12 protein-coding genes are annotated in these 12,754 nt (G+C 61.9%); 7 read left to right on the forward strand and 5 right to left on the reverse strand.

Translation table 11 applies throughout. From position 1 onward, the window contains the following. Window positions 1-4: 4 nt before the first annotated feature. The 7 genes from LDN90_RS02600 to LDN90_RS02630 all read left to right on the forward strand — a co-directional run bounded on the left by LDN90_RS02600 (window position 5) and on the right by LDN90_RS02630 (window position 6,880). Window positions 5-937 carry an amino acid ABC transporter permease gene (locus LDN90_RS02600; RefSeq protein ID WP_223947804.1) on the forward strand — a complete coding sequence of 311 codons (933 nt, stop codon included), beginning with the start codon at window positions 5-7 and terminating at the stop codon, window positions 935-937. Then, a complete protein-coding gene (locus LDN90_RS02605) occupies window positions 934-1,701 on the forward strand; it encodes an amino acid ABC transporter ATP-binding protein (protein WP_223947805.1) in 768 nt (255 codons plus the stop codon). Before LDN90_RS02600 ends, LDN90_RS02605 begins: the two co-directional genes overlap by 4 nt. A 1-nt stretch (window position 1,702) precedes the next feature. Continuing rightward, complete coding sequence (locus tag LDN90_RS02610; protein WP_223947806.1) at window positions 1,703-2,833, forward strand: FAD-dependent oxidoreductase; 1,131 nt, start codon at window positions 1,703-1,705, stop codon at window positions 2,831-2,833. Between the two features lie 68 nt (window positions 2,834-2,901). After that, a complete protein-coding gene (locus LDN90_RS02615) occupies window positions 2,902-3,438 on the forward strand; it encodes a RidA family protein (protein WP_223947807.1) in 537 nt (178 codons plus the stop codon). 25 nt (window positions 3,439-3,463) lie between these two features. Then, the gene (locus LDN90_RS02620; RefSeq protein ID WP_223947808.1) at window positions 3,464-4,570 is read left to right on the forward strand and encodes an alanine racemase; all 1,107 of its coding nucleotides are present in this window, start codon (window positions 3,464-3,466) and stop codon (window positions 4,568-4,570) included. 65 nt (window positions 4,571-4,635) lie between these two features. Further along, window positions 4,636-5,379, forward strand: a complete 744-nt coding sequence (locus LDN90_RS02625; RefSeq protein WP_223947809.1) for an SDR family NAD(P)-dependent oxidoreductase — start codon at window positions 4,636-4,638, stop codon at window positions 5,377-5,379. A 40-nt stretch (window positions 5,380-5,419) separates the two neighbouring features. Further along, window positions 5,420-6,880 carry an NAD-dependent succinate-semialdehyde dehydrogenase gene (locus tag LDN90_RS02630; protein ID WP_223947810.1) on the forward strand — a complete coding sequence of 487 codons (1,461 nt, stop codon included), beginning with the start codon at window positions 5,420-5,422 and terminating at the stop codon, window positions 6,878-6,880. A 53-nt stretch (window positions 6,881-6,933) separates the two neighbouring features. Here LDN90_RS02630 and LDN90_RS02635 read toward each other — a convergent pair whose 3' ends face one another. The 5 genes from LDN90_RS02635 to LDN90_RS02655 all read right to left on the reverse strand — a co-directional run bounded on the left by LDN90_RS02635 (window position 6,934) and on the right by LDN90_RS02655 (window position 12,669). Further along, window positions 6,934-8,298 carry an MFS transporter gene (locus LDN90_RS02635; protein ID WP_223947811.1) on the reverse strand — a complete coding sequence of 455 codons (1,365 nt, stop codon included), beginning with the start codon at window positions 8,296-8,298 and terminating at the stop codon, window positions 6,934-6,936. 324 nt (window positions 8,299-8,622) lie between these two features. After that, the gene (locus LDN90_RS02640) at window positions 8,623-9,582 is read right to left on the reverse strand and encodes a carbohydrate kinase (protein WP_223947812.1); all 960 of its coding nucleotides are present in this window, start codon (window positions 9,580-9,582) and stop codon (window positions 8,623-8,625) included. A gap of 118 nt (window positions 9,583-9,700) precedes the next feature. Continuing rightward, window positions 9,701-10,495 carry an ATP-binding cassette domain-containing protein gene (locus LDN90_RS02645; protein ID WP_216922080.1) on the reverse strand — a complete coding sequence of 265 codons (795 nt, stop codon included), beginning with the start codon at window positions 10,493-10,495 and terminating at the stop codon, window positions 9,701-9,703. Next, window positions 10,492-11,538, reverse strand: a complete 1,047-nt coding sequence (locus LDN90_RS02650; RefSeq protein WP_223947813.1) for an ABC transporter permease — start codon at window positions 11,536-11,538, stop codon at window positions 10,492-10,494. The genes LDN90_RS02645 and LDN90_RS02650 overlap by 4 nt, the downstream gene beginning before the upstream one ends. 18 nt (window positions 11,539-11,556) lie before the next feature. Continuing rightward, window positions 11,557-12,669: a substrate-binding domain-containing protein gene (locus LDN90_RS02655; protein ID WP_223947814.1), complete on the reverse strand. Its 1,113-nt coding sequence runs from the start codon at window positions 12,667-12,669 to the stop codon at window positions 11,557-11,559. Window positions 12,670-12,754: the final 85 nt, after the last annotated feature.

A 12,754-nucleotide genomic window follows, 5' to 3' on the forward strand; every position in this document is an offset into this window, starting at 1 on the left:
GTTCATGACTACGGTTATCAACAAAGGAAGCAAGGCGGGGGCTGGCAGCATCGACGCTACCCTCAAGCCACGGCTTAGACTCCGGACTCCTGCGGAATACACGGCTTGGATCATTGCCATTCTCGTCGCGGCCGGGATCCTCGCCTCCGTCCTGACCAACCCCAACTTCAAGTGGGACATCGTTGGGAAGTACTTCACACACGAATCCATCCTCCGCGGGCTGATGCTCACGATCTTCCTCACGGTTGCGAGCATGGCCATGGGAACGCTCCTCGGCCTCGGCCTTGCGATCATGCGCTCCTCGAAGATCAAACCGGTCGCCCTCGCGGCAGGTGCCTACGTCACTTTGTTCCGTGGCACACCCGTCCTGGTGCAGTTGATCTTCTGGTTCAACATCTCCGCTCTCTATCCAAACCTGTATATCGGAATCCCGTTCACGGACATCGGCACCGCAATCGACACGAATGCACTCATGGGTCCGATCACCGCCGCCTTGGTCGGCCTGTCCCTGAACGAAGCGGCATACATGGCCGAGATCATCCGCGGCGGGTTCTCCGCGGTGGGCAAGGGCCAGATCGAAGCTGCGGACTCACTGGGGATGAGCGGTGCCATGAAGATGCGCAAGGTCATCATCCCGCAGGCGATGCCCTCCATCATCCCTGCGACCGGCAACCAGGTCATCGGGATGTTCAAGGAAACATCGCTGGTCAGCGTCCTGGGTGTTGCGGAACTTCTCCAAAGTGCCCAACTGATCTACGCGCGTACCTTCGATACCATCCCTCTACTGATCGTGGCGAGCATCTGGTATCTGATCATGACCCTGCTGCTGAGCTACCCCCAATCCAGGCTCGAGCAGAAATACTCCCACACCTCGGTCCGGGTTCCCCGCAAGTCCAAAAAAGTTGTGTTGACCGCACCGGAAGGCATCGCACGATGAGCAACGACGGCACGATCCTCGCTAGCCGCATCCGCAAGTCCTTCGGACCCAAAACGGTTCTGCAGGACATCGACCTCGACATCGGCAGCGGCGAAATCTGCTGCATCATCGGACCCAGTGGCTCCGGCAAATCCACCCTCCTGCGTTGCATCAACGGACTGGAAACCGTGGACTCCGGAATCCTGAAAGTGAACGGCGACGACTTCGGCTATTACGAAACCGAGCACGCATACCATGCCCTGAGCCCTAAAAAGCTCGCCCTCCAACGGACCAGGGTAGGCATGGTCTTCCAGCAGTTCAACCTGTTCCCGAACATGACCGCCCGGGAGAACGTCATGTCCGGACCCGTCCTGGTCAAGCGCGCGGACAAGAAGGAATCAGCCAAACGAGCCCAGGAATTGTTGACAAGCGTTGGGCTCGGCGCGTTCGGTGACCGCTACCCCGCCGAACTCTCCGGTGGTCAGCAGCAACGCGTCGCGATCGCCAGGTCGCTGGCCATGGACCCGGAGATCATGCTCTTCGACGAGCCAACATCTGCACTGGACCCCGAAAAGGTCGGGGAAGTCCTGACAGTTATGAAGGAGCTCGCCAAGAAGGGCATGACCATGGTGGTAGTCACCCACGAAATGGGCTTCGCCCGCGAAGTGGCCGACAGCCTCCTCTTCATGGACGAAGGCATCGTCGTCGAACGGGGCGACGCCCGGGAAGTCCTCGCCAACCCCAAAGAGTCCCGCACCCAGTCCTTCCTCAAGAAAGTGCTCTGAAATGACAGATGGAAAATTGGCCGTCATCGGCCTCGGCACCATTGGCAGTATGGCCCTATGGCAGGCGTCACGACTGTCCGATTCCGTGGTCGGCTTCGAAGCGCAAGTCCCTGCCCACGGACGCAGTGCCGTGGGAGGAGACACCCGCCTGTTCCGCATGCTGAACCTAAACCCCGGCTTCGACCCGATCGTGCGACGCTCCAAGCGCCTTTGGGCTGAGCTTGAGGAAGAAACGGGCCAGGACATTCTCCTGCGCTGCGGCGGACTCTACATCGGTACCGAGAACGGCGCCTACATTCCGCAACTGCTCCAGTCGGCCGCCGTGACCGGGACCGCTCACGAGATCCTCTCCCGGGAAGAAATGGCGGAGCGATACCCGCAGCACAACTTGCGTCCGGACGACGTCGCCATATTCGATCCCGACGGCGGTGCACTGCGCACCGACCGTTCCGTCACCGCCGCGATTGCTGCAGCCCAAGCAAACGGCGCCACCGTGCTCAACAACACCCCGATCGACAGCATCACCGAAACCGCCGACGGCGTCGTCATCACCTCCGGTGATAAGTCCTGGACGTTTGAGAACGTGATCATCTCCTCAGGAGGATGGTCCCGGAAGCTCATGCCGGAAAGCCTGCAGGCACACACCCAACCGAACAGGGTTTTCCTTACCTGGTTCGTCGCGAAAGAACCCGAGCTCTTCTCCCCCCAGCGATTCCCCATCTTTGTCCGGCTCTCCGGAGAGCGATCCATGTACGGCGCCCCTGCAGTTGACGGGGCCACGGTCAAAGCAACGTTGAACTTCCGTCCGACGCCGGCTGAGAGCGCCGATTCCTTTCCCAGGGAACTCACTCCGGCGGAGATCAACGAGACCACCGAGACGGTTTCTGAATTCTTTCCGGGGCTGTACCCGAACATCGTCCGCTCGGACGCATTTCCGGACCTGTTCACCACCGACCGGAATCCGTTGCTCGGCCGGCTGACGGCTGACAGCAGGATCTACATCGCGACCGGCTTCTCAGGTGGCGGGTTCAAAATGGCCACCGGTTATGGCGAGATGGCAGCCCTCGAAGCCCTGGGCAAGGAGACCTTCGACAATCTCGACTTCCTGCGTCCACAAAGGTTCAACAGCTGATCGCGGTCTGAACATTGATGACTGCGTCAGATTTCTGTGGTCGACGATCGACGAACGATAGAAGAGAAATGGTATTTGTACACAAGCCGCAGAACCCCGCTGGGGTGACCCTAGCGGCACCAGAACACGTGAACGCGCTCTCGGCTCTAGATCGGCTCCACGCCCTTGGGCTGGAGCTCCCTGACCTCGCGGGTAATCCCTATTACGTAGATCACCGGTCGGTGGGCGACGTCATCCACATCTCGGGCCAACTTCCTTACAAGGACGGTCAACTGCTGGGTCAAGGAATTGTCGGTCGGGAGGTGACGCTCGAGACCGCCAGAGGGCTCGCGCGCCATGCCGCACTCAACTGCCTTGCGGCTGCCCTGCAGGCGGTGGGTGACCTGGACCGGGTCCGGATCGTGCAGATGTTGGTGTACGTGGCCAGCGCCCCCGACTTTGGCCTGCAGTCCCGGGTCGCGGAAGCGGCCAGTGAATTGCTTATCGAGGTATTGGGCGAGAACGGACGTCATGCACGTACCGCGATCGGGGTCGCGGGGCTACCGCGCATCTCCCCAGTCGAAATTCAAATGATCTGCACGACGGACCAGAGAAACAAACAATGAGAAGTCAGAAAAAGAGGAGTACAACGTGAACCGCCTCCAAAAGGCGCTGGACGCCCTCGTCGATAGGATCGACACCCCGTCACCGATCGTGCTGGTGGACGTGATGCAGGAGAACATCGACCGTATGCAGGGCTTCGCCGCCCAGCACGGCCTTGATCTGCGGCCGCACGTCAAGACACACAAGTGCGTCGAGATTGGCCGGCGTCAGGTCAAAGCCGGAGCTGTCGGGATCACCGCAGGAAATGTGGGCGAGGCCGAGGTCTTTGCCGCGGCTGGATTCGACGATATCTTCATCGCCTACCCGGTCTGGCCCGCTGGAACGAAAGGGCCGCGGATCCGAAAGCTGTCGGAGACCACACGGCTGCGGGTCGGCGTCGATAATTTCGCGGCGATCGATGCCCTCGCTGGTGCCATGGGTGACGAACCAGACCGGTTGGAGGTCGTCATCGAAGTGGATTGTGGTGCTCGTCGTTCCGGTGCGCCACCGGAGTTCGCGGGCGAGCTAGCGGCCGCCGCCCGCAACCGCGGGCTGGTCCCGGTTGGCGTCTTCACCTATCCGGGCCACGGCAGCGCTGGTCCGGGCTCACGCAAGGGGGCCGCTGAAGACCAGGACGCAGCGCTCACCACCGCAGTACGCAGCCTCAGCGCGGCGGGCGTCAGTCCCCTCGTAGTCAGTGCCGGCTCCACTCCCACCGTAGAGTTTGCCACCAACAGCGTGATCACCGAGATCCGTCCCGGCGAGTACGTGTTCAATGACTTGAACAACGCCCGGCTCGGGGCCTGCACCCAGGACCAGATCGCGCTGTTCCTCGCCGGGACGGTGGTCAGCGACTGGGTCCCCGACCAGGTCATGCTCGATGTAGGCACCAAAGCCCTCGGCCGCGAAGGCACCCCAGAGATCGGTTACGGCGGCATCGCAGGCACCGCGGCTGTCCTGTCCAGGCTCAACGAATACCACGGATTCCTGCCCCTGCCTGCAGGAGACTTCTGCCCGGGAGTCGGGACCGTGCTGCCAGTGGTGCCGAACCACGTCTGCCCGGTGGTGGTTAATTTCGAGGAGTACATCGTCACCGACAGCACAGGCACCTCCCTGGAGCGGTGGCGGGTAGACGCCCGCGGATTCCTCAATTGACCCGCTGGGGGACGGGATCTCCGTCCCCCAGCCGCAATCCAAGCAAACCAGCATCACACGATGGAGTGTCCGAATTGAGACTTGACAAGACGACGGCCGTGGTAAGCGGAGCCAGCAGCGGAATCGGCGAAGCAGTAAATTCCCGTTTCCGCAGCGAAGGCGCGCGACTGCTGCTCACCGGCCGCAGGAAGCAACTGGACAGCGCCCAGCCCGACGACGTGTACGTCCCCGGGGATCTCAACGACGAGGCGTTCGTCGAAAGCCTGGCCCGCCGGGCCGCCGAATCGTTCGGCACCGTTGACGTCGTCGTCCTTAATCACGGCCTGCAGGTGACTGGCCCACTGACGGAGATGGCGTACGAGGATGCGAAAAACGTGCTCCACAGCAACCTGCTTAGCTCGTTTCTGATGATGAAGCACTTCGCTCCGTTGATGCCTGCAACGGGAGGCTCGTTCGTCTTGGTCAGTTCCCGGCTGGGCATGGTTGGCATGGCTGATCAGGTTCTCTACTCCGCGGCTAAGGGCGGCCTGATCATGCTCGCGAAGGGTGCTGCAATCGAATGGGCATCACGCAACGTCCGCGTCAACGTGGTCGCACCAGGTCTGACCGTCACACCGGTCATCGAAGCTTCAATCCAACGCAGGCCCGACCCCGAGGCCTACCGGGCCCAGCGCGAGGGGCAGATCCCGCTCCAGCGCCTCGCCACCCCGGAGGAAATCGCCGACGCCATTCTCTTCCTCGCCTCCAAAGAATCGTCCTACATCACTGGCGCGGTGCTCCCGGTCGACGGCGGCTACACCGCCTTCTAGCACGCCCCTCCCGTCAAGCTTGCAACAGGAGCAACACACTATGAGTACTGGAACCACCTTGGACTTCACCAGAACCGAGCTTTTCATCGGCGGGAAATGGATACCTGCCACCACGGGCGCGACTCTGCCAGTCATCAACCCTGCCACCGGAGAAGTGATTGCGCACGTTGCAGACGCCACGGTCAAGGATGGAATGACCGCACTGGACGCTGCCTGCGCAGCACAGGATTCCTGGGCAGCAACACCGGCAAGGGAACGCGCCGACATCCTCGCCCGCACCTATCAGGCCATCGTCGCCCGCCGCGACGATTTCGCCCGCCTGATCGTGGATGAGATGGGCAAGCCCTGGGCCGAAGCCCAATCGGAAGTCGACTACGGTGCAGGTTTCTTCCGCTGGTTCGCAGAATCCGCCGGACGTATCCACACCGAAGGCCAGTTCGGCGTGGAACCTGGCTCCAACTATCACATCGCCGTCTCCAAGCGACCCGTCGGCCCGTCCCTGCTAATCACCCCGTGGAACTTTCCGTTGGCCATGGGCGCCCGGAAGATTGCACCGGCCTTGGCCGCTGGCTGCACTACCGTCCTCAAGCCCGCTGCCCAGACCCCACTCACTTCGCTGTTGCTCGCCGAGGTCCTCCAGGAAGCGGGCGTCCCCGCCGGTGTGGTGAACGTCGTCGTTACGGACAACTCCCGGGACGTGGTCGGCGCCATCATGAATGACTGCCGGACGCGCAAGATCTCATTCACGGGCTCCACGCAAGTAGGCCGGGTGCTCCTGGCCCAAGCCGCACAGAACGTTATGAATACGTCCATGGAACTCGGCGGGAATGCCCCGCTGATCGTATTCGACGACGCCGACCTTGACGCTGCAATCGAAGGCGCCTACCTCGCCAAGCTCCGGAACGGTGGTCAGTCCTGCGTCGCAGCCAACCGAATCTATGTCCAGGCCGGCATCGCGCCCGAGTTCACCAAACGCTTCACAGAACGCCTCGCCCGCGTCACCGTAGGCAACGGCCACGATCCCAGCACCGGCCTCGGACCACTTATCGATGACAAGCAACGCGCAACCGTCCACAATCTCGTCACGGACGCCGTCGCCAAGGGCGCAACCTGCCTCACCGGCGGCCGGTTCGTCGACGGCCCCGGCTACTACTACCAGCCCACCGTCCTAATCGACATTCCTGCCGAGGCCAGCATCCGGGAAGACGAAATCTTCGGCCCCGTCGCAGCGATCTATACCTTCGACACCGAAGAAGAAGCCATCGTCGAAGCGAATGCCACTCCCTACGGACTGGCTTCGTACATCTTCACCCAGGACCTGACCAGGGCGCTGCGCGTCGCGGACGCGATTGATGCAGGCATGACAGGCATCAACCGAGGGCTCATCAGCAACCCGGCCGCGCCCTTCGGCGGGACCAAACAATCAGGCCTCGGCCGTGAAGGGGGCATCGAAGGCCTGGAGGCCTACCAGGAAACCAAATACACCGGCATCCAACTCTGACCTGATCTGGGCTGCGTTAGGGGAGAAATTCCTGCTACCGGACGAATCCAGGGCTAGCGGGCCTCAAGGTCCTCGAGTGTCTTTCCCTTGGTGTCCGAGGACAACAGGGTTGCCAACGCTGAGACGAGGCAGATGCCCAGAGTGGTCAGTCCGATGACCATCGGGATGTTCTGAGATCCCGGAGGGGCTATGGCCGTGAACAGGCTCGGGAAGAACGAGGCGATCATGAGGCCGATGTTCTGCGAGACTGCGAAGCCCGTCACCCGCATCCGCATGGGGAACTGCTCCTGGAAGAACGTGGCGAAGGTGGCGTTCCACATCTGGAACAGGATGCCCTGGACGATGACGACGCAGACGAAGATCAGCGGCAGGCTGCCCTGTTCGATCGCCCACAGGTACACGAAAGTCAGCAAGCCGCCCGCGATCCCGCCTGCAACCATGAGCGTCCGCCGGCCAATCCGGTCTGACAGTGCCCCGAACAACGGGATAGTCACCACTGCAGCTACGTTTGCGGCCATGGTCACCCAGAGGAATTCACTGCTGGAGAAGCCGTTGCCATAGCTCTTCTGGGTGGCGAACGATACGCCGAAGATCAGGGTGGCCATGCCGATGACGTTCGTGAAGGTCATCGCAACGCAGCGGACCAGGACCCACGGGTGGGTGCGCAGGAGGTCTGCGAGGGGGAACCGGCGTTTGGTGCTGGGCTCTTCCGACTGCGCCAGGTATGCGGGTGGCTCCTGCACGCGGCGGCGGATGATGTAGCCGGCCAGGATCACGACCGCGCTGAGGAGGAACGGCAGCCGCCAGCCCCAGGAATGGAACTGGTCATCAGGCAGGAGGGCGGCGAGTGGAATGAGGACAGCCGTGGCGAGGATGGAGCCCACCTGCGTGCCCTGAAGGCTGAAGCTCGCGAAGAAGCCCCGCCTTGCATCGGGGGAGTGCTCTACGATCATCGCGCTGGCACCACCGAGTTCGCCGGCAACGGCGAAGCCCTGGATCAAGCGGAGGATCACCAGAAGGACTGGGGCAAGAAGCCCCACCTGTCCATAGGTTGGCAGGAGTCCTACCGCGAAAGTAGCGAACCCCATGAGCAGCATTGCGAAGACGAGGACTTTCTTGCGTCCATGCCTGTCACCGTAGGCACCCAGGACCACTGCTCCGAGCGGGCGGGAAACGTACCCCACAGCATAGGTGGCCAGGGAAGCGATGATACCCACGGTTGGGTTCTCCGTGGGGAAGAAGATCGTGGGGAAAAGCAACGTCGCAGCCAGTGAATAGAGCGCGAAGTCGTAGTACTCCAGCGCGCTTCCGATCCAGCCGCTCATTGCGGCCTTCTTCGGGTCCTTCCGGGCGATGGTGTCGTGGCCGATGGTGTCGTCCTGGGTGGAAGGGGTATCCCTCCGATGCGTGACGGTCATTCGCTGAACTCCTGTGTCGTCGTTGGCAAGGAACAAAAACTCTTCCAATCCAGGACTGAACAATGCGGTGCTCATTCAGCATGAGGAAGGTTGCTATGTGGATTGATCCAACTCTTGAATCGATTCATTAATCATACGATGTGACCTGCGATACGTCAAAGGCTGCTGTAGAGGGATTGTCAGGTTGACCGACGGGAAACGCACGACGGCGGCAGGCCGCCACGGTTCCAAAAGAACCTTGGTTCTTCGAAACCGAAAGGCGACCAGCCGCCGTCGGGATTTGGCCGTTTATTCAGGAGTCAGGCCATCAGGGAAAGACCTTAATTACGGGGCAACAGGAAGCGGGTCGCTGAGGGACGTGCCCAGCCGGGCTTGCAGTTCCGAAACGGTGGGCGGGTTGGCGCCGGAGCGACTGACCGTGATTGCTGCGGCCATTGACGCCGTCTGTCCAATGCTTTCCAGTGCTCCCGGCGCAAATCCTTCTTCGCCCTCCGCCAAAAGGCCGAAGATGAGGGCGGACATGTAGGAGTCGCCGGCGCCGATGGTGTCAGCAACCTCGGTTTTCACGGAGGGGATGTTGAACTTCGCACTTTGTGTGGCGAGGAGGGCGCCATCAGCGCCGAGGGTGATGACGGCAAGGCGCGCACCCTGGGCGAGCAGGCGGGACGTGACCTCGTCCGGAGACGACGTCGGGTAGAGCCAGTGAGCATCTTCGTCGCTGAGTTTTACGACATCCGTGAGAGGAAGCAGGTCCTCGAAGATACTCTTTGCCTCGGCATGGCTGCCAAGCAGGGCAGGGCGGATATTGGGGTCATAGGTGACCAGGCACGACTTGTGGCCTTGCTCGAGAAGAGAGCGAACGGTGGACGCTCCCGGGGCCAGGAATGTGGCAATGGAGCCCGTGTGAAGGACTTTCGGGATCATGGCAGGCGCTACCGGAGCCAGCTCCCAGGCAATGTCGAACACGTAGCTGGCCGAGCCATCAGCTGCGAGTGTTGCGGTAGCGGTGGCTGTGCGTTCAAGGGACGCCGACCCCGGAAGAAGCCGGACGCCTGCGCTCTGGAGGTGGTTGGCGATGGCGTTCCCGTGGTCGTCTTCGCCGATTGCTGTGAGCAACCCCGTGGATACGCCGAGCCGGCCAAGGCCATAGGCGACATTCGCCGGGGATCCTCCCGGATAGCTGATGGATCCTTCGGGGGTGTTGACGATGTCAATCAGGGCTTCGCCGATTACAACGACATCCAGCTGGTCATGGGCGGAGGTGCCGGGGGGAGGCTTTTGCATCTCGGTTCTTTCGTCGGTACCGGCTGGACGGCCGGCTGTGGATCCGTCCGCGGACCTGTGGGCAGGTCCGCGGACGGAGAAGGGGGCTCCGTTTGGAACGGAAGGTGCGCTGCGCCTGTCAGGCTTTGGCCGCACCTGTCATGATGGCGACGGCGTCGGTCATGGTGTGGGATTGCGGCGTGATGGTTGCCGCGCACTTGCCCAGGCGCTGGATGTGGATCCGGTCGGCCACGTCAAACACGTGGGGCATGTTGTGGCTGATCAGGATGACGGGCAAGCCGCGGTCGCGCAGGTCGCGGACCAACTGCAGTACCTGGTTGGATTCACGAACGCCCAGTGCCGCCGTCGGTTCGTCAAGGACAACCACCTTGGAACCGAATGCTGCGGCGCGGGCGACGGCGACTGCCTGGCGTTGGCCACCGGAAAGGTTCTCCACCGGTACAGTGACGTCCTGCAGTGTGGAAATGCCCAGCCGGGTGAGCTCTTCCTTGGCCTTTCTGCGCATGCCTTTGGTGTCGAGGATCCGGAACAGGCTTCCCAATGGCCCGGGAAGGCGCTCTTCACGGCCGAGGAACAGGTTCGAAGCGACATCGAGGGCCGGCGAGACGGCCAGGTTTTGGTAGACCGTTTCGATGCCGTGGACCCGGGCGTCCTGTGGCCGCTTGAAGTGCACCTGCTGTCCGGACACGAAGAGTTCTCCCGTGTCCGGAACTTCGGCGCCGGTAAGGCACTTGATGAGCGTGGACTTACCGGCACCGTTATCGCCGATGATGGCCAGGACTTCGCCGGGGTAGAGGTCCAGGTTGACGCCGTCGAGGCCAACCACCCGGCCGAAGGTCTTCACGAGGTTCCTGGCTTTAAGGATGGGCTCGCGGGTTTCGGTGTGTGAGGCTTCAAATTCTGTCATGGTCATGACTTGACCTTTCGGATCCACTGATCGACGGACACGGCGATGATGATCAGGATGCCCACCGCGAGGGTCTGGTAGAGCACATCCAGGCCAGCGAGGGAGAGGCCGTTGCGGAAGACACCGACGATCAGCGCTCCGAGCAAGGAACCCCAGATGGAGCCGCGGCCACCGAAGAGGCTGGTTCCGCCAATCACGACGGCGGTGATGGAGTCCAGGTTCAGATCGACGCCGGCGTTGGGGCTTGCGGCGTTGGTACGGCCGATCTGGATCCATGCGCCGACCGCAAGGACTGCGCCTGCGGCAAGGTAGACGCTCATGAGGACACGGTTGACGGGGATACCGGCCAGACGGGCTGCTTCCTTGTCATCGCCTACGGCGTAGACGTGCCGTCCCCAGGCGGTTTTGCCCAGGATGAAGGCGACCGCGATGTAGAGCAAGAGCATCATGACGACGCCGGTGGAGATACGCACTGGCCCGATCGGGAAGGTGCTTCCAAGCCAGGTGAGCACACCGGGCATGGCGGATCCGCGGACGGTGCTGCCGCCGGAGTAGAGCAGGGTCAGGGCGATGAAGATGTTCAGGGTTCCGAGCGTGACGATGAACGGCGGGAGCCGGAAGCGTGTCACAAGGAAACCGTTCAATGCCCCTGACGCAAGTCCCACGATCAAGCCGGCGATGAGTGCCAGCGGACCTGGGACACCACTGCCGACAGCCATCTGCGCGATCACCATCGAGGACAGGATCATGACGGCGCCGACGGAGAGATCGATTCCGGCGGTCAGGATGATGAGGGTCTGGGCGATGGCCAGGGTCCCGACGACGGCGACCTGCTGCGTGATCAGGGAAAGGTTCTCTACCCGAAGGAAGCGGTCGTTGAGGAGTCCGAAGACCACCACCGCGATCAGCAGGACAATTGCCGGGCTGAGGGCGGGGTAGCGGTGGAGAATGTTGCGGATTCTGCTGAGGGGCGTTTGGCGGTCGAGGAATTCCTCGGCCAAGTCAGCGTGCCCGGCGCTCGGGGGGCCGGCTGTCTGTTGCTGGGTCACTTTAGGTTGCTCCTGAACTTACTTGCCCCAGCAGATCTGGGAAGCGTCGGTGGTGGTGATGCTCTTCACGCCGTCTACGGGCTTGTCTGTGACGAGCTCCACTCCGGTGTTGAAGAAGTCCAGGCCCTCGGAGTTGGCAGGCTTCTTGCCGGTCTTTGCGAGGTCAACAATGGCCTTGACACCAAGCTCGGCCATTTTCACCGGGTACTGCTGTGCCGTGGCGCCGATTACGCCGGACTTGACGTTGTTCACGCCTGAGCAGCCGCCGTCAACGGAGACGATCAGGGCGTCTTTTTCCTTGCCCGCGGATTTCAGTGCTTCGAAGGCACCGGCAGCTGCCGGCTCGTTGATCGTGTAAACGACGTTGATGTTGGGGTTCTTGGCCAGCAGGGTCTCCATCGCGGTACGCCCACCGTCTTCGGCGCCCTGGGAGGCCTGGCTGCCGACTATCTCGTAGTCGCCACCCTTGCCGCCGGTGTACTTGCCCGTCTTGGCTTCGTCGCCGTTCTTCTTCTTATCGGCGGTGTCGATGCCCAAGCCGGTCAGGAAGCCCTGGTCACGGTTATAGTCAACGGACACAACCTTGTCATCGAAGAGGTCCACAAGTGCGATCACAGCTTTCTTGCCCGCCAGTTGCTGGGCGGTCCACTTGCCGATCAGCTCACCCGCGGCGAAGTTGTCAGTGGCAAACGTGATGTCGGCGGCGTCGGCGGGGTCCGGCGGGGTATCCAGGGCGATGACGAACAAGCCGGCGTCCTTGGCCTTCTTCAGGGCATCCACTACGGACGGGCCGTTGGGGGTGATGAGAATACCCTTGTCACCCTTGGAGATCGCGTTTTCAATGGCCTGGATCTGGGTGTCCTCATCTCCATCGGCCTTGCCGGCAGCAAGCTTGAGATCAACACCATCAGCCTCGGCAGCCTTCTTGGCGCCATCCTGCATCGAGACGAAGAACGGGTTGGAAGTGGTCTTCACGATCAGCGAAACGCCGATCTTTTCATCGCTGCTCGCGCTGGATGAAGGCGAGGAGCCGCCGCCGCAGGCAGTCAGGCTCAGTGCGCCCAGCGTCAGGACTGCACCAGCGGCAAGAAGACGGGTCTTTGCCGACCTCGAGGCTTTGGAACTCAACATTGAAACTCCTGTTTTTTGTGGCTGCTCATGGCGAGTGATTCCCCCATGACAACGTTGTCAGGTAACATGTAACCAAGCTCACACA

The organism is Arthrobacter sp. NtRootA1, assembly GCF_019976975.1.
In the GTDB taxonomy this organism is placed as follows: Bacteria; Actinomycetota; Actinomycetes; order Actinomycetales; family Micrococcaceae; genus Arthrobacter; species Arthrobacter aromaticivorans.